We start from the raw sequence: 16,667 nt of genomic DNA on the forward strand, positions 1-16,667 counted from the left end.
TCAGCTCCGACAGTCCAGATTGTGCGAGCATCAACGTGTCAGCGTCGGCAGCTTCCGCGTATGCTGTACATCTGCTGATCGAAGGATATATCAGTCACGGAGATGATCCTCAGGTCTTGCAGGCATACGTCGACTACGCCGACGCATACGGAGCGCATGCGCGAAACCTGCACGCTGAGTACGCGCTGTGCCTCGCTAACCGGGTACTCCAAAACACCCTTCCCTCTTAGTTGGGGCACCGAGTATTGCCGGGCGCTGGCGCATGTGATCGGTTCATGATCTACCTGTGTTCGAGGGTTGCGACGTGTGCCGTGGCGTGGGCCAGCCTTGCGCAGCTGATCGTTTTTCTAATGCCAGGCGTTGGATCTGGGCGCAAGAGAGGTCCTCAGCCATCGTCCTCGGCAGTGGCCCGGCGGCGGACCGATTCCGGCGCCGCAGCCGGCCGCGACACCGCGGCGGGGCCGGTCGCTGGTGGGGGAGCGCTCGGCGGCGCGGATAGAGGCTGCTTGCCGAACAGTGACTCGGCGCGGAACCGCCAGCGAGCAGAAGGAAGAGGTCCGGGAGCCCCGCGGCACGACCGCCAAGCCGGTCCGTGGCTGACAGTGTGGTCCACTCGACGGCCTCGGCTTCGGGCCGAGCTCGGCGACGTTCCACCTTGGCGCGCAGGGCGCGCGCGTTGAGGAGCTCGAGCATGTGCTCGAACTCGGCCGCGGCATTGATGATCGGCGGTAGCCGTTCCCAGCGCTGCCGCGCTGAGCGCGACGGTGGACCGGCTGAGGCCAGTCGGTGGTGTTAGGAAGGCCAGCGGCGACCGGTCCATCGAGGTAGACGCCGTTGCGTGAGCCACGGGTGACGTCTCTGCCTCGGCCAGGCCTGCACGCGGCTTCCGGGGGCCGCGCTCGGGTCAGGGCCACAGAGCCTGGCATTCCCAAGATGCGGCTGGTCAGTGAGGTTACCCGGAGGCTGCGCCCAGCCAAGGTGCGGCTTGGGCGGCGTGGATGCGCTGACGGACTTCAGCGGCGTGGTGGAGATAGCCGGTGTCGGCGTAGATGGCGACGGCTTCCTGCCAGCAAGCGATCGCTTCGCCGGTGCGGCCGAGGTGGTGCAGGCATGCGGCGAGGACATCCAGCGGTTCCGCGAGAGTCTGGTTGCGGTTGTGGGGTGTGCTCCGGCCGATGGCGACCGCGTAACAGCAGCTGCCCTCCGGTGGTTTCGTCTGTTGCGGCATGTATGCGTGGTGGGCGGCAGGGTTTGACTTCATGCGTGGGACCGCCGCACATGATCGTCAGGTGACTCGACCTCAAGTAGTCCGCGATCGCGGAAGCGTCGTGGCTTACCTCTTCGGTAAACCGGGCGCGAAGATCGTTGAGTAAGTGGTCTTCGCGGACGTCGACGTGGGCTTGCCCCGTTTTGGCAGACAGGGTTGATGAGTGGGGTCAGGCTACTTCAGGTGCGGTAGCCGGCTGGGTGGTTTGTTCGTAGCTGCTGGGGCTGAGGTAGCCGAGGCTGGAGTGCCGGCGGCGGGTGTTGTACGGGTCTGCCCAGACTTCGGTTGACACCGGAGCTGACTGTTTCTCAGGCCGCTGCTGCGGTCGTGTAGATGGTCTCAAACTCGACCGGGGTGAGCTTGCCCAGGGCGCGTTGGCGCCGTTTGCGGTGGTACTTCGTCTCGATCCAGGACACGATCGCCAACCGGAGTTCCTCACGGGTGCGCCACCGCCGGGTATCGAGGACGTTCTTTTGCAGCAAGGAGAAGAACGATTCCATCGCGGCGTTGTCACCACAGGCACCGACCCGGCCCATCGACCCGGTCAGCCCATGGGCACGCAACAGGCGCCGGTAGGCCGCCGATCGGAATTGGGCGCCGCGGTCGGAGTGGACGACGGCACCGTGCGGGTCGCGCAGCGCGATCGCGTTACGCAGTGCGCTGAGGGCGAGTGAGGCTCGCATGTGCGAGGCGATGGAGTACCCGACGATCTTGTTGGAGTAGCAGTCCTTGACCGCACACAGATACAGCTTGCCCTCACCGGTGGGATGCTCGGTGATGTCGGTCAGCCACTTGGTATTAGGCGCGGTGGCGGTGAAGTCGCGGCGGACCAGGTCGTCGTGTACCGGCGGCCCGGCCTTGCGGGAACGGCCTTTCTTCTTGGCGTGCAGCGAGAAGATCTGCTGCATGGAGCAGATCCGCCACACTCGGTTCTCCGACGCGGTGAAACCCCGGCGGGCGAGTTCGTCGGCGATGAACCGGTATCCGTCGGCCGGGTCGTCGGCGTGGATCTCGAGCGCGGCGTTGATCAGCTGCGCGTCGTCGAAGTCCCGCTGCGAGACCGGGGCCGCGCACCACTGGTAGTAGGCCTGCCGGGAGATGCCCAGCACCCTGCACGTCACCGCGACCGACACCCGCACAGGGGCGCCGGCCGCGGCCAGTTCACGGACGAGCGGGAAGACTATTTTCCCGGCAGGTTGCCCTGCGCGAGGTAGGCCGCGGCCTTGCGCAGAACCTCGTTTTCCTGCTCCAGCAGGCGGTTGCGTTTACGCAACTCGCGTAGCTCGGCGGACTCGTCCGGGGTCACGCCGGGCCGGGTGCCGTCCTCGACGTCGGCGGCGCGCAGCCAGTTGGCCAGGCAGGATTCGGAGATCCCGAAGTCTTTGGCGACCTGCTTCAGCGGGGTCTCGCCGCGGCGGGCGACGGCGACGACGTCGTCACGGAACTCGCGGGGGTAGGGCTTGGGCACGGTGACATCCTTCCAGGCGAGGCCGAAGCCTCACAGGTGAGGTGTCAACCAGACCCTGGGCAGACCCTACCACCCTTCGACATAGTTGAAAATCGCCTGGTGAGCCAGGGTTTTGGTGGGCCAAGGCTGCCGGTCGAGCAGTTCGGTTTTGATGGTGGCGAAGAACGACTCTGCGACCGCGTTGTCCCAGCACTGACCTTTGCGGCCGACCGAAAGCCGCACCCCGGCCTCGGCGGCGGTGCGGGCGAACTGAGCCGAGGTGTACTGGGCGAGTTCAATCAGTCGTTGCAACGCCTGGCTGTTGTAGCGAGCGTAGCTGGTCGGCGAAGACTTCGGTCGGAGTCTTCCAGCCGAGGATTTTGCGGGGCCGGTTGTTGATAGCCAGGGCGACGGCTTCAAGGTCCTCGGCGGACCAGCGGGACAGATCGGTGCCCTTGGGGAAGTACTGGCGCAGCAGACCGTTGGTGTTTTCGTTGCTCGGACGCTGCCAGGGCGAGTGTGGGTCGGCGAAGAAGACTCTCGTCCCGGTATCGAGCGCGAACTGGGCATGACCGGAGAGTTCTTTCCCCCGGTCCCAAGTGAGGGTCTTGCGGAGCTGCTCGGGTAGCTTCGTGATCGACGTCGTCAGCGCGGCATTCATCGCGATGGCGCCGTAGCCGCCGAGCGGTGGGCCGTTCTTCACAGGTGGTTTCTCGCCCCAACCCTCCAGTCGTGGCAGATGCACCAGGAGCGTGGATCGGCTGCTGCGCTCGACGAGTGTGCCGATCGCGGACCGACCGGTCCCGATGATCAGATCACCCTCCCAGTGACCCGGGACCGCGCGATCCGCAGCCTCTGCGGGACGCTCGCTAAGGACGACATCCGCGGTGACGTGCCCTTGCGGCTTGTTCTGCGACCGCGCTCGGGGCGTCCGCAATGCCCGGCCCGTGCGCAGGCAAGCGACCAGTTCCCGCTTGAGCGCGCCACGTCCCTCGATAAAAAGCGACTGGTAGATCGCCTCGTGGCTGATGCGCATGGACTCATCATCGGGGAAGTCAGCCCGGAGCCGGTGCGAAATCTGTTCCGGGCTCCACGCTGTCGCCCATCGCCTGTCTTGCCGATGCGGCTTGTTCAATCCCTTCCACGCCGGCGGCTCAGGGCCGGTTACGATCGTCCCGTCGGGTCGACGGACGGCGCCGGCGAGGCGGTTCTGGACGTACTCACGCAATCTGTCGTTGCCTGCCAGCTTCGCAGTTTTCGGGCGCTTCGCAGCTTGCTGCGCCTTCCATTGCGCCACCACAGCCCGATAAACCTGCTTCCCGCTCCTGGTCGCCGCGTTGCGCCGCAGTTCGCGTGAAATCGTTCCCGGGTCGCGGCCGATCCTGCGAGCGATCTCGCGCACGCCGACGTCCTGGGCGCGCAGCAGCGCGATCTCCTCCCGCTCGGCGAACGACAGGTAGCGACCCGTTGGCTCGTCCAGGCTGATCGGCGGCATGCCGCCAGCGTGGCGGAACCAGCGGGACCCGACCGGCCATGACACGCCAACCGCCTCCGCAGCCTCGGCTGTCGTCGCGCCGGAAGCGATGCGCCGCCAGAAATCGCGCTGCACCGCCCGAGACGGCTCCGGTCGCCCCGGTGAACGCATCGGCGGCCGCATCGCCCGATCCGCCGCCCACTGCCGCCGCGCCCGTGCCGAATCCTCAGGTGTCTGCTTTCTTCCCCGTCCCATCGCACACCCCCGCGATCGCGGTGTTGCGACGACCGGTTGAATCCACCCTGACAACCCCGGTCGGAATGGAAGATCACCCCAGGCGTGGGGCGGCGCTGGGCGAGCGCATTACGCAACGCGGTGTCGATCAGGTCGGTGCGCAGGTGGTCGGCGGTGGCCCAGCCGACGACCCGCCGGGAGGCGAGGTCGATCACGGTGGCCAGATACAGCCAGCCTTCCCAGGTGGGGATGTAGGTGATGTCCCCGCACCACCGGGTGTTGAGTTCGGCCGGGTGGCAGGAGAAACCGCGATTGATCAGATCCGGGCGGGCCGGGGCGGCCGGGTCGGCGACGGTGGTGGTCCGCCATCGTTTCGGTGCCCGCCCGGCCCGGCCGGCCTGGTGCATCAGCCGGGCGATGCGTTTGCGGGCGTGCCGGTGGCCCTGGGCCTGCAGTTCGGCGTGCACCCGCGGCGCACCATAGGTGCCCCGGGAGTCCTCGTGCACCTCGATGATCTTCTCGGTCAGTGCGGCGTCGTCGCGGGCGCGTTGTGAGGGGCCGGTGGTGCGGTGGGTGTAGTAGGCGGCTCGGGAGACCTTCAGCAGGGCGCAGGCACGTTTGACGTTGCCGCCTGCGCTGACGTTCTCCGCCTCGATGAACGGGTAGACGTTCACCGGGTCTCCTTCGCGAAGAAAGCCGTCGCTCGTGTGAGGATCTCCACGTCCTCACGTAGCCGTGTGTTCTCTTTCCGCAGCGCGGCGAGCTCGGCCTGCTCGTTGCTGGTCAGCCCGTCGGTGCGGGTCCCGGCGTCGCGTTCGGCCTGGGTGATCCATTTCCGCACTGAGGAGTCGGTCAGCTCGAAGTCGCGGACCACGTCGGGCACGGTTCGCTCGCCGCGTTGCACCAGCTCGACGATCTGCGCTTTGAACTCAGGGGTGAACACCCGCCGAGGCCGCTGACGCGCCCGGGGCTTCTTCTTGGCCATGGGATCCATGATGAGGGACATCCCTTCCAGGGGGCTTGCGCCCCTGATCGGAGGTGTCCGCCAAACCGGGTCAAGCCCAGGTTCCGGTCAACGGCACCGCGGCCCACGTGTGTACGGAGGTGCTCGCAGGATCGGACGCTGGCTGGTCGGTCAGGAGAAGCCGGTGCCAGTCGCCAACGGTATCTGTTGCCGCGAGCGCCCACAGCAGTGTCTGCGTGTCCAGGCTCCTACCGCCGGATCGGCGGGTCGCCGCCAAGCTGAGGGCTGCCGCGACAGTCTCGGTGACACGGAGTCCAGCGAAGATTTCGGTCAACGTTACTCCCTGCCAGCGCCTGCGACGTGTCGGTTCACCGGTTGAGGTCGTGATGCGGCTGCATTTGTTACGCGACGATCGGCCGGACGGCAGCTGTTAGGGCGAGCTCGTACGCGACATCGTCGAAGACATCGCCGTACACGGCTTGGCACGAGCCATCTTCGTCGAACCGGAATGCGATCGGATGTCGGATTCCGTCGTAGCCCGTCCACGGTTTGTGAAGGTCAAGAAGCTCCGCAAGCACCGACGCACGTGCGAGGCTGTCACGAGTCGGGGGGATGACGACGATCGTCTTCCTGAGCGCGCCTAAGTCGCGGAGGGTGCGCAGCTCCCAGCCGAGGCTCGGCGTCTTTCCCATCGTGACGACCACCAACGCGCTGGAGGCCACGAGATTCCGCACTGGTTCCTGCCACGCGTCTTCGGGGTAGTAGAGCCGGGCAGCACCGAGTTTTGCCCGCTTCTCACCGGGGCGCCCTACAGCGAGGACCGGCCCGTGACGCCAGAGACGCCGAACCAGGACCTCCTCGAATCTCGACTTCCGGGACCAGTCGAAGAGCTGGCCTAGCGACTCGTATACCGAAAGATGAATGGGAATTGCATGCCGGTCGTCCCTGAATGAGCGCAGGTAGAGCACCTGAGGTCGTGGGTCATTTCGGAGTGTCGTCTCCAGATCACGTGCCTGGACACGACGCGACGCCGCACGGAAGATCGCGCTGACAGAAAGGAAAACTATCGGCCCGAAAAGCCACATGTAGACGATCGGAGCGATTGGGTTCGCTGCCTTCGGGGTGTCGATCGGAGTCCAGACCCAGGCGATGGCCAACATGCCTGCCGAGTAAACGACGAGACCGACGTAGGTCGCCTCGACTGCTAACGACAGGAGTCGACGGATCCACTCACGCCAGGAGACAACCCGGAGGTACCGATATCGTGGTATAACCCCGAGAAACGCTGTGCGGACGAGGTCGGCTGAGAAGTATATCCCGCCTACCATCACAGAAGTCACCCACAACGGAGTCTGCGGCGGGAACCACCGGAGCAAGAGGAGCAGTGCCACTGCCCACGCCGCGACCGAGAAAAGGCTGCTGAGCGCGCGTGCTGCGCGTATCGCGCGGATGCGGGTGACCAACGATCGGCCGGGCGCGGATATTTCGGATAAAAGGCCGATTCGTGAACCGATACCGGTGAAACCGAGGATCTCGAGTACCAGGACTTGGAGGTGCAGGGCGAGAAGTTTGCGGCGGTCGCTGTCCGCGAAGGTCAAGATGACGGCCGGCAGGATCGCCAGGACGACCAGCCAGGCGGCCCATACCCCGGCGAGGTAGTCCCTGAACGGCCGGTGTGCGTCCACGTCGGCAGCCTCGCGTTCGTGATCACTGGTGGCTCGTGCGGCGCTGATCGCCAAGTCGCGCGCGCGGACGGCTGACTCGCTGTCGTGCCCCGGAACGTCGACAACCACGTCGGTGAAGAGGCGGCCGGATGCGAACTGGACCTCCGCGACGGTCGTTCCGTCGGGTCGCACCGTAGGGCCGAACGAGGCGTGCGTCTTGCCAGGCAGGTTCGACGGCGATAGAGAGCTCGGCGGATCGACCCGGTCGGCAGCCTGAGTGCTTGTGGCATAGTCCATGATCCCGATCAGGACCGTGTCGCCGTGATCGTCGAAGGTCCGGGAAAGCGCACACTGAATAGCCCAGTACTGCTCAAGCCATGACAGGTCGGTGCTGTTCGACTGGAGCCGCAGTTCCACGGGGACAACCGGTCCGGCGATGACGCCGTTGCCCGGTTCCGACACGGATAAGGCACTGTTGGCCGTTTCGCATGAAGAACCGGCGGCGTCGAAGGTCCTCGGTGTCTCGAACCAGTAAGCGGAGAGGAAGGTGACAACGATCGGCAGGCAGCCTACGACGACCGGGATGATTTTCTTGAAGATTCTACCCAGGCGGGACAGGACTATGGCTAGCACGACCAGGCCGCACACGACGCGTCCAGTCCAGGTGGACGTCGCCCAGTCGACGAGGCCGGTGGCCCAAGTGGGAGGATGGTTCGGATCCACCGGGTTTCCTTCTAGACTATGGCAGTCAGGTCGACTGGTTGTCCTTACTGGGTAAAAGGCTGTGCGCGGGGTAGACGTCGCTTGTCGTCCTGACGGTGAGTGATGCGCAGCACGGCAGAGACGGCGAGCGACCGGACGACCTAGCGGAGGGAGTCGACCCCATAGCCGGTCGAGAACCGGTCCGTTGCGAAGGTGGAGACCGCATCGGGGAGCAAGGCCAACACATCTGCGAGCAATCCCCTCGAAGTAGCGTTCATATCTGCTGAACTCCTCGGTCCTGGAGATCAGAACGCTGCAGGATTGTGCCAACGCGGTCGCATCGTCGACGCAGTCGCCAAGGTCACGCCGGCGGTCGTTGTGGTCGAAGCCGCCCAGCAGGGCGTGCCGCATGTGTCAGGGCATGTCGGTGAGCCCAGCGAACACGTCCCATCGCCACGCCGCTCCGCGGCGGCCCGAAATCCTCGAACGCACATCTGGCCTCCCACAACCGCCCCGTCGCCTCTGAGGTGCGCGAGGTGGCCATCGCAATCACTCCGTCTGGTTGGCTGGTGCGTCACCACGCGCGTCTTTGTCCGAGTCGCGGTGGCGCGTCCCGACGTTACGGTGCCCCGGTTCTGGGCCGCGGTGCCGGAACTTGCGAACAGTTAGAATCCGTTTGTGGAGCTCGAGAACCGGCTGGCCGGGTTGCTGACCGCCGCCGGTGGTACAACAGTCGTGACCGTCGACGTCTCGCTGGTCGCCGCCTTGGCCGATGCGCTGGCGGTGGAGCCGGCCGAGTTGTCGGCGACGGTGCGAGCCTTGGTGGAGCGGTATGCCGGGTCGGCGGCGGCTTCCGGGATCCACGGCGTCGAGTGGCGTGTCGATCTGCCGCGCGCGACGGCCCGGGCGGTCGTCTCTGATGCCCTCGCGACCACGTTCCTCCGCTGGTTTGGCTTCGAGGGGCACTCCATCGTGGACCTGAGCGGCGCGGGGAACCCGCTGTTCTCCGTGGACCGGGTCGAGGTCGGAATCGCGGTGACCAGGCTGTACAGCACGGCATCGAACGCGGAACCGGTCGGCGAACAGACCAAGGTGATCGAGCGCCTCGAACAGGCCGGACTGCATCGATCGCGAGGCGGAGAGATCACGCTGCGGCCGCCTGGGAGCGCAAGGACGATCCAGCTCGTGTGCCGCGCGCCGGTGTCACCTGATCGCGTGAGGGTTTTCGTGTCGTATGCACACGATGACGAGGCGCATAAGGTCGCCGTACGCGCCTTGGCGGAGCTGCTGGTGCACAACGGTATCGACGTCGACCTGGATTCGTGGGCCGGGCCCGCGCGCAAGGACTGGGGATCGTGGGCTACCGGGTGCATCGAAAACGCCGACTTCGTCCTGGTCGTGGCGTCGCCGAGGTACCGCCATGTCGGCGACGGCGTGGTGGCCACCAGCGACAACCGCGGCGTGCAAAGCGAGGCAGCGCTCATTCGAGACCTGCTCCACCGGGATCGCGCCGTCTGGACAGCTAAGCTGCTCCCGGTGGTGCTGCCAGGCTGTTCGATCGACGAGATCTCATCGTTTCTCCAGCCGTACTGCGGCGGCCACTACGTGCTTGCAGCGTTAACCCAGGCAGGAATCGATGAGCTGCTGCGCACGATTACGGCTCAACCCGCTTACGTCCGCCCTCCGCTGGGTGAGGTCCCGGTTCTTCCGCCGTTTTCCACCGTGGCGGGTGAGGTCGCGGTACAACCGCTGCCTGCCACGATCCGGCCCGGTCTGCCGCTCGTCCCCGTCGAAGACCTGGATCCGTTCGAACTCGATGTCCATCGGGCCATCTCGCAGGATGCGGGAGGCGAGGTGCTACCAGCCTTGCCTCGATACGTGACGCGGCCACACGACCGAAAGCTTCTGGACAAGGTGCGGCAAGCGATCGCCGGCACCAGCGGCATCGCGATCCTTGTTGGGGGTTCCTCCACGGGAAAGACGAGGGCCTGTTTCGAAACTGTGAAACAGTTGCCGGCGGGCTGGAGTGTCTGGCATCCGATCTCGCCGAGGCCGCCGCAGGCGCTGCTCGACGGGCTCGCCGAGGTGCCGCCCCGGACCGTTGTCTGGCTCGACGAGCTCCAGCAGTACCTCCTCACGTCCGATCCCAGCCTGGGCGAAGAGGTGGCGGCTCGGCTTCGGGCTCTGCTTCGAGATCGACGTAACGCACCCGTCCTGGTTCTCGGGACCATTTGGCCGGAGCGAATGCGTACGATCAGCTCCGTGGATCCGGCGGCGGATCTTGGCTCCTGCACCCAAGCGGGACAGCTCGTCAAGGACGTTCAGATCGCGGTGCCCTCGCGCTTCGACCAGGCGGAGCTTGCGGCACTAGGCGAAGCGGCGCAGATTGATTCACGGCTTCGCCAAGCGCTGCGCCACACTCGATCTTGCGAAATCACCCAGTACCTCGCGGGCGCACCAGCGATGGTTGAGCGGTACCAGGTCGCCCCAGTAGCCGCGCACGCCGTCATCGACGTCGCCGCCGATGCCCGCCGGCTGGGTTACGCCGGTGACGTTCCGTGGTCGTTCCTGGAGCGGGCGGCACCGGGCTACCTTTCGGACACCGAGTGGCAGGCGACCGGCGAGGACTGGTTCCAGGAAGCGCTCGGGCTCGCTCTTGCGCCCTGCCGCGGTGCTGCGGGTCTGCTGGTGCAGTGGCGTCCCAAACCCGGCCACAATCCCCCGGGCGAACCCGGGTATCGGCTGGCCGACTACATCGCCCATTGGGCTGGTGGCCGGCGTTCCTTCGACGTTCCACCTGTGGCGTTCTGGGACGGCGCCTGCTCCCACCTCGATGCTGACGCGCTGATGGTTCTCGCCGGTGCTGCCGCAGCCAGGGGACGGACCCGGCACGCCACTCTGCTTTACGAGCGTGCCGGAGCGCTCGGCAGTTTCACCGCGTACGCGCACGCCGGTCGGCTGTACCGCGAAAGTGGGAACGCGAGACTGGCGGAGATCTCCTTTCGGCGCGGCGCCGAGGCGGGTGATGCGGCCGCGCAGATCGAAGTCGCGCGCTGTTGTGACGTCCGCGGAGACACCGACGAAGCGGAGCGCTGGCTCGCCTTGGCTGCAGAACAGGGCGACTATGTCGCCTTTGAAATGCTGGCGCAACACGCCGAGTCAGCGGGTGACAACGTTCGCGCGGAACACTTCCTGCGGGAAGCCGCCGCAGCTGCCGGGATCTACCGCGGGCGCCCGCTCCGCCAGCTGGCTCGCCTGCGTGCCGAGGCTGGGGACGCTGTGGAAGCGCGCGAGCTTCGTGCGTCTGCTGCCAAAGGTGTCAAGACCGTTGTTCGACGACCCCTGCACGACATCCAGCAACGTAGTGGTGGCGCAGCCGAGCTGGAAAGATCGCTCCGGCAGACGATCGCCGACGCGGAGGCCGCGGGGAGCCGGCCAAGCAGTCACGACCTCGAGCTGCTGAGCGAGGTCTGCGAGACCAACGGCGAGTACGACGAGGCGGAGCGCTTGGCAGACCAGGCCGCACGCGCCGGATACCCCGCCGTTTACCGCAGCCTCGTCGCTGCGCGAGGCAACCGAGGCGAGGTACGGCAAGCGGAAGCCTTGGCGGTACGAGCCGCGAACGCCGGAGATGCCGAGTCTCTATGGATGATCGCGGAAGCATGCCGGGACGACCGACGATGGCAGCAGATCCGGCACTACGGGCTGGAGCCGGACGGCACTCCCAGTGCCGCCTGGTGGTGATTGCCCGATGCGTAGCTCAGCTGGCCCTCGTGGGAGCTTGTTCACCCGCCCCGCACCCGATGATCGTGATTACCGTAGCCGCGACAATCTGTGCGCTCCTGTTGAAAGACCGTCTCCGCAGGATCAGCCGACCGTCGCGGTTTGGCTCTCCCGTGACCAATGGGTCGCCCCTACGGCCCACTCCGTCCGCGAGTCTTTACCGCGATTCGTGGTCAGTCATCGCTGGTCGATGTGGTTTGCGACTGGGCGTCCGACCCGCCAGCAGGGGAGGCCCCCTGAGCTGGTCCGGCCGGCATCTCGGGCAGCGCGAACGGCGTGCTCGGCGCCTCATAGCCGCCGCGCTTCTCGATGACGTGATCGCCGCCGTCGGGAACGACACGGTACTGGACCTCGCGGCTGCTGTAGTCGGGCATCTAGAACTCCTTGATGTCGAGGTATTCGATTTCGGTCCACCGCACCAGCAGCCCGGACTCTCCGGGCACGGGCAAGGGACGGCGGTTCTCGTCCAGCGTCAGCTCGCCGCTGGAGGGGTTGATGGTGAAGCTCAGAGGCAGGTAGAGGTCGCCTTCTTCGGGATGTGCGGAGGCGTAGCTGCGCTGGCCATTGGGAGCTTCGCCGCGATAGCCGGCCAGCCAGATCCCGGATTTGAGCTTGATCCGGACGATCGCGCGGTCGGCGCGTCGCCACAGGTAGTCCCAGGCCCGGGGCTCGACGGCCGCCCCCACCAGCAGCGTCCCCCACTTCTTGTGCTTCTTGTGGCCCCAGCCCACGACGCTGCCCACCATGATTGGGCCCAGCACGTAGGCCAAGGCCAGGACCTCCAGCAGCCACAGGTTGGCGGTCCCATTGACCAGCCGTCGCTCGACGACCAGGTACCGATAGACCCAGTACTCACCGAAGGCCAGCAGTGCGTGCATCACCGCGGAGGCGGCCAGGAACCGCACCAGGCGATCGGAGAAGCTGACCCCGTAGCCGGTGGTGACTCGTTCCAGCGCGAAGGTGTAGGCCGCGCCGGGCAGCAGCGCCAGCACGGCCACCAGCAGTCCCTGGAAGGTGGCGATCACGTCCGCCGGACCCCCTCGGGCCAGGAGATCAACACGTCGCGGCCGAGCTCGCGGGCGTGGTTGACTGCGTCGCCGGTGCCGCCGAGGCCGTGGGCTGGTCGCCCGTCCCACACCGCGACCAGCAGTTCGCAGTGCTCGACCACGTACTTGCCGGCGGCGTCGAACGCGACCTCGCTGGGCTCGGCGAAGTCCAGTTCGGTGACCTCGGCGGCCGCGCCCCGCAGTTCCTGGTAGACCGCGAGGTCACCGGGGTTGAAGGTGTCGGCGTAGCCGCGGCACGGGATCACCGCGTGTAGCCGATGTCCTGCTGCGAGCAGCAGCTGCGCGAACAGGTGGTCCGCGCCGGCGGCGAGGCTGGACAGCCCGGTCACCGGCCCGGGCTTCTGTGCGAACAGCGCGCGGATGTCGTGTTCGGCTTGGCGTCGGGCGATGTCGGGCAGGTTCTGGTGTCCGCTGATCCCGATCGTCGTCACAGGGTCCCTCGCTTGGCCATCTGCCAATAGTGTCGCCCGAGCGGGGTCAGCCGACAGCTGCCGCTCTCCATCGCTGCGAAGTACATGTGCTGATGATCCACCGGCTCGACCAGTTTGTTTGCCCGACACTTCTGCAGCTGGTCGAAGATCTCCTCGTGCTCGGGGTGCGGGTCCAGTCCGGACTGCGACTTGTCCGGCTCGTAGGTGGGATCGAGCTGGTAGTGGTGCGCTGGATCGGGGAACCACTCCAGCAGCTTGTGCAGCGTGGGCAACGGCACCGACGGCTCGCATCGTCGCAGGTCATGCAGCCGGTCGACGTTGGCTTTGAACGTCGGCCGCTGCTCCCAGGCGTCGAAGCATTCCGAGACATAGGCGTAGAGACCGGCGACGGTGACGTGGCCCAGCACGTCAGCAGCGCCACCCTCGATCGCACCCTCCAGATGAGTGGAGAACAGGCCGCGCCCGCCGGCCTCGGCGGAGTACTGGTCACCGCGGCTGGCGGTCAGGATCGACATGCCGCTGCGCAGCACGGCTGCCTCGGTGAGCGCGGCGACGGTGCCCGCGCCACCGGAGAAGCAGCAGTCGAGGATCACTACGATCTCCTTGACCTGCGATTTCCGGGCGATCGTCAGCACCTCGGCGAACAGGACTCCAGGCGTCTCGCCTTGGCCGTCGCTGGTGACAAGGGCGACGTCGCCGTCGACGGGCGTGCCGTGGCCGGCGAAGTACAGCACCGCGAAGTCCGCGCCGCCGGCCAGTAGGGCCCGCACACCGCCCAGCAGGTCGTTGCGGGTCACCGTCCCGGTCAGCAGTCGGCAGTCGAGGTTCTTGGTGGAGTCTTCGTTGCGGGCGAGCAGCGGCTGCAGCGCCGTCGCGTCGTTGACGCACCCGGTCAGCGGCCGCTGGTGATCGTAGTGGTCGATGCCGACCAGCAGAGCGCGCCGCATGGCTACAGCCCGTCGATGAACGCGGCGATCGTGTCCCACGTCCATGCTGTGCACCGCGCGGACCCCATCTCCGCAGGCTTGACCCGGTACTGTCCCAGCCAGATGCCCAGCAGCGGCTTGTCCTCCTCGACCGCGCACTTGATCTCCCACAGCTGCCCGTCCGCCTTCGGCGTGCTCGAGTTGATCAGCGCGATCACCCCGTCCGAGCGGCGGATCCGGGTCCGGACCTTGGCCTTCCACTCGCTCTCGTAGGGCTCCTTCACCGACATGTCCGTGTACCCGTATGGCGAGTGCACCAGCAACCGCTGCCCGTTGAACAGGTTCCGGCTCGCCACATCCTCCTTGGCAAATGCGATGAACACTGTCTTCTGGTCCGCCATCGTGAGCCCTCTCGTGCCTTTCCCTCGACGCGTAGACATCCCATGCTGCGCGGCGACTCTGATAGCGAGTGACCGTACCCGAGGGCACCGACAAAATCGGGACTGCTCCGTTCGTTCGGGGCAATTCGGTCACCCTCGGTGATGGATACGCCACGGGATTCGAACACTCGAAAGCGAGTTTGGGCTATTCACGCGGTATCTCGGCGCGAAACGACAACCTTCCTCAGATTACTCACAGTCTAACGATTGGAACGTTCGGTGACAGAGTGTCTGGCGCGATCGTCGACGGTGGGCATCGGGGGTTGATTGGGTGCGGCACTGCTGCTAGTGACCCGGTCGGGGTACGACTTGGGCTGGTTTTTGATCTTGCCGCGCGACCGGACGGTGGGCTGGGTGTCCCGGCCTCCAGTCGCCACGTTGTCGCGCTCGCGGTTTGCCGGATTCGGCGATCCGTGCCGTGATGCACTCGGGTGATCGACGCGACGCACGCACGGGAGCTGCACACGACGCCCGACTAGTCGCTGCCACATCGGGATCAGTGGCTGGGATTGCTGCACCGGTTACAGGACCATCACAACAGAACCACCAGTCGCCGCTGCTCAAAGGCGCGACCAGCGACGAGGACTCATCTGATGGCCATTCGCTGTCCTGGCGCCAGGTGTCATCCCCATCCCTCGTCCCCACAACACCCTCGTTCGTCTGGGGCTCGACCACATCGGCAAGCTGGTCCCCCTCGACGTCTACTGGCCAGGACCAGGCGATTACTTGGAGCTCGCGGCCTGGGTCGTCGGGTCTGCGCGCCGTGGTTGAGATCCGGCCGCAGTCGCCTGCCGCTCTCGCGTATCCTGATGCGCGTAGGTTTGTCGCGGCCCCGGTGCGACCGTTGAGACCAGCATTTGGTTCGCCGCAGTAGTCTTGGGGGTGGAATTACTCGTGCCTGCCGATGTCACGGGTACTATGCGTCGCTACTGGGCCTTCATGTCCTACAACTGGTCAGACAAGCGACGTGCACGCTCGTTGCACCGACGGCTGGAGCGATTTGAGGTTCCTCGGCCTGTCCGACCTGTCATACGTGCACCTGGCCTCCCGGATCGACGTCTACGTCCGGTGTTCCGCGACGACGACGAGATGACCGGTTCTGGGGTGCTAGACGAAAGGCTGCGCCAGGCTATAGAAAATTCTTCAGCGATGGTGCTGCTGGCATCCCCCGCGTCCGCAAGATCACCTTATGTAGATCTTGAGGTCGCTCATTTTGTTGCCACCCATGGTACTGAACGCCTTGCCATAGTTGTAACTGGCGGCGATCCAAATCGGCCACCTGAACTTCCTTCGACCTTGCGTGAACAGCAGCAGGAATTTTTGTGGGTGGATTGTCGAGTCAAGCGCCGACTGAAGCGCCACAGCCTCGTACGTGTCGTTGCTGCCATTTTGGCCGTCGACTTTGACGTACTGTGGCGCCGACACCGCCGACGTCATCAAAAGATGATTGCGGCTTGGTGTGCAGTCGCGACGGTCGTCATCGCGGTCGTCGGCACGGCACTGTGGCAACAGCGTGCCGCGGAGCAAAGGTCTCCAGAGCAGCAGCAAGTCGCATTTGAGCAGTGGATTACAACCGAATTGAGGAAGCTTCCCGGAATGTCGCCCAGCGACGGCGCGGGCTACAGAATTCTTCGCACGGATGATCTAAACGAAGATGGCCTGGTAGATTACTTTATCAGCAATGACCTCTATTGTGGATCGGGCGGCTGCCCGATGGAAGTATACATGACTAATTCGCCGGGATCGTACGCGATGGTTCTCGATGTGCAGGGCTCCTCGGCGCCAAGAGTTCGGCGGGCTCAAGGTGGCGGCAAGGAGATCATTGCGTCAGACCTGTTTATTAGTGGCGAGCCGCTGTACTCGATCTATAAATTGCGCGATCGGAACTATGTGCTCGACCACTATGAGTTCTGTGAGGGTGTAATTCTTGAGCAATGTAATCCTTTGATAATCAGCCCGGTATTGCCAGGTGATAACCTTGCGGTGACGCCGGGTGCCGTGTTCCGGGAACGCCCTTCTCGTGGCGCTCGATCGATCATCATCGGAGCAGGTGACAAGCCGAGCGAGGGGCACGACGTCGGTGTCTCGCGAGTTCAGGGAGTGCTGGCGAATGGTGAGTGGTACCTAGTCAACGTGTGGAAGGGTTCTTGTGGGTTTGTTTCAGCCTCAGAAATAGTTCAGTAAGTGTAGTTTATCCGATCCGCGACGGCGTCACAGTGCCTCGTGTTGCCGCCAGTCGGCTTCGTTCCGGCTGTTGTTGCGGACTGG

At 65.5% G+C, this 16,667-nt stretch carries 12 protein-coding genes and 2 pseudogenes; 3 read left to right on the top strand and 11 right to left on the bottom strand.

Annotated elements, in window-relative coordinates:
- The first annotated feature begins 994 nt into the window (after positions 1 to 994).
- Positions 995 to 1,255: a hypothetical protein gene (locus tag AB0M59_RS29375; protein ID WP_364621296.1), complete on the top strand. Its 261-nt coding sequence runs from the start codon at positions 995 to 997 to the stop codon at positions 1,253 to 1,255.
- A 320-nt stretch (positions 1,256 to 1,575) separates the two neighbouring features.
- Here the strand turns inward: AB0M59_RS29375 and AB0M59_RS29380 are convergent.
- The 6 genes and pseudogenes from AB0M59_RS29380 to AB0M59_RS29405 form a co-directional block, all read right to left on the bottom strand.
- Positions 1,576 to 2,735 (bottom strand): IS3 family transposase gene (locus tag AB0M59_RS29380; RefSeq protein ID WP_364621299.1). Its coding sequence is split into 2 segments (ribosomal slippage): positions 1,576 to 2,454 and positions 2,457 to 2,735, totalling 1,158 coding nucleotides; the frame shifts between segments, so codons are not numbered across the junction.
- Between the two features lie 66 nt (positions 2,736 to 2,801).
- Positions 2,802 to 2,969: pseudogene (locus tag AB0M59_RS29385) on the bottom strand (integrase core domain-containing protein); the annotation flags it as partial.
- A gap of 40 nt (positions 2,970 to 3,009) precedes the next feature.
- The gene (locus AB0M59_RS29390) at positions 3,010 to 4,209 is read right to left on the bottom strand and encodes an IS30 family transposase (protein WP_364621404.1); all 1,200 of its coding nucleotides are present in this window, start codon (positions 4,207 to 4,209) and stop codon (positions 3,010 to 3,012) included.
- A 293-nt stretch (positions 4,210 to 4,502) separates the two neighbouring features.
- A pseudogene (locus AB0M59_RS29395) lies at positions 4,503 to 5,096 on the bottom strand (IS3 family transposase); the annotation flags it as partial.
- On the bottom strand, positions 5,093 to 5,407 hold the full coding sequence (locus AB0M59_RS29400) for a transposase (RefSeq protein WP_364621302.1): 315 nt from the start codon (positions 5,405 to 5,407) through the stop codon (positions 5,093 to 5,095). The gene AB0M59_RS29400 and the pseudogene AB0M59_RS29395, both read right to left, overlap by 4 nt.
- Before the next feature lie 380 nt (positions 5,408 to 5,787).
- Positions 5,788 to 7,773 carry a hypothetical protein gene (locus AB0M59_RS29405; RefSeq protein WP_364621304.1) on the bottom strand — a complete coding sequence of 662 codons (1,986 nt, stop codon included), beginning with the start codon at positions 7,771 to 7,773 and terminating at the stop codon, positions 5,788 to 5,790.
- A 657-nt stretch (positions 7,774 to 8,430) separates the two neighbouring features.
- Here AB0M59_RS29405 and AB0M59_RS29410 point away from each other — a divergent pair.
- Complete coding sequence (locus tag AB0M59_RS29410; protein WP_364621307.1) at positions 8,431 to 11,496, top strand: TIR domain-containing protein; 3,066 nt, start codon at positions 8,431 to 8,433, stop codon at positions 11,494 to 11,496.
- Positions 11,497 to 11,708: 212 nt separating this feature from the next.
- Here AB0M59_RS29410 and AB0M59_RS29415 read toward each other — a convergent pair whose 3' ends face one another.
- Genes AB0M59_RS29415 through AB0M59_RS29435 form a run of 5 tightly spaced genes read right to left on the bottom strand, consistent with a single transcriptional unit; the run spans position 11,709 to position 14,360 of the window.
- Positions 11,709 to 11,909 (bottom strand): hypothetical protein, encoded by a 201-nt coding sequence (locus AB0M59_RS29415; protein WP_176170833.1) that lies wholly within the window; start codon positions 11,907 to 11,909, stop codon positions 11,709 to 11,711.
- The gene (locus AB0M59_RS29420) at positions 11,910 to 12,560 is read right to left on the bottom strand and encodes a DUF6338 family protein (protein ID WP_364621310.1); all 651 of its coding nucleotides are present in this window, start codon (positions 12,558 to 12,560) and stop codon (positions 11,910 to 11,912) included.
- Complete coding sequence (locus AB0M59_RS29425; RefSeq protein ID WP_364621313.1) at positions 12,557 to 13,033, bottom strand: hypothetical protein; 477 nt, start codon at positions 13,031 to 13,033, stop codon at positions 12,557 to 12,559. Before AB0M59_RS29425 ends, AB0M59_RS29420 begins: the two co-directional genes overlap by 4 nt.
- Positions 13,030 to 14,025: a caspase family protein gene (locus tag AB0M59_RS29430; RefSeq protein WP_364621315.1), complete on the bottom strand. Its 996-nt coding sequence runs from the start codon at positions 14,023 to 14,025 to the stop codon at positions 13,030 to 13,032. Before AB0M59_RS29430 ends, AB0M59_RS29425 begins: the two co-directional genes overlap by 4 nt.
- The gene (locus AB0M59_RS29435; protein ID WP_364621318.1) at positions 13,983 to 14,360 is read right to left on the bottom strand and encodes a TIR domain-containing protein; all 378 of its coding nucleotides are present in this window, start codon (positions 14,358 to 14,360) and stop codon (positions 13,983 to 13,985) included. Before AB0M59_RS29435 ends, AB0M59_RS29430 begins: the two co-directional genes overlap by 43 nt.
- Positions 14,361 to 15,338: 978 nt before the next feature.
- Here AB0M59_RS29435 and AB0M59_RS29440 point away from each other — a divergent pair.
- Positions 15,339 to 16,583 (top strand): toll/interleukin-1 receptor domain-containing protein, encoded by a 1,245-nt coding sequence (locus tag AB0M59_RS29440; protein WP_364621407.1) that lies wholly within the window; start codon positions 15,339 to 15,341, stop codon positions 16,581 to 16,583.
- The last annotated feature ends 84 nt before the right edge of the window (positions 16,584 to 16,667 follow it).

This window comes from Amycolatopsis sp. NPDC051371 (genome assembly GCF_040682155.1).
Taxonomy (GTDB): Bacteria; Actinomycetota; Actinomycetes; order Mycobacteriales; family Pseudonocardiaceae; genus Amycolatopsis.

Bases quoted from the DNA above. Each gene is read 5' to 3' on its own strand.
- AB0M59_RS29440 (WP_364621407.1), top strand. From the start codon at position 15,339: ATGTCCTACAACTGGTCAGACAAGCGACGTGCACGCTCGTTGCACCGA.
- AB0M59_RS29400 (WP_364621302.1), bottom strand. From the start codon at position 5,407: ATGGCCAAGAAGAAGCCCCGGGCGCGTCAGCGGCCTCGGCGGGTGTTC.
- AB0M59_RS29390 (WP_364621404.1), bottom strand. From the start codon at position 4,209: ATGCCGCCGATCAGCCTGGACGAGCCAACGGGTCGCTACCTGTCGTTC.
- AB0M59_RS29415 (WP_176170833.1), bottom strand. From the start codon at position 11,909: ATGCCCGACTACAGCAGCCGCGAGGTCCAGTACCGTGTCGTTCCCGAC.
- AB0M59_RS29435 (WP_364621318.1), bottom strand. From the start codon at position 14,360: ATGGCGGACCAGAAGACAGTGTTCATCGCATTTGCCAAGGAGGATGTG.
- AB0M59_RS29430 (WP_364621315.1), bottom strand. From the start codon at position 14,025: ATGGACGTGGGACACGATCGCCGCGTTCATCGACGGGCTGTAGCCATG.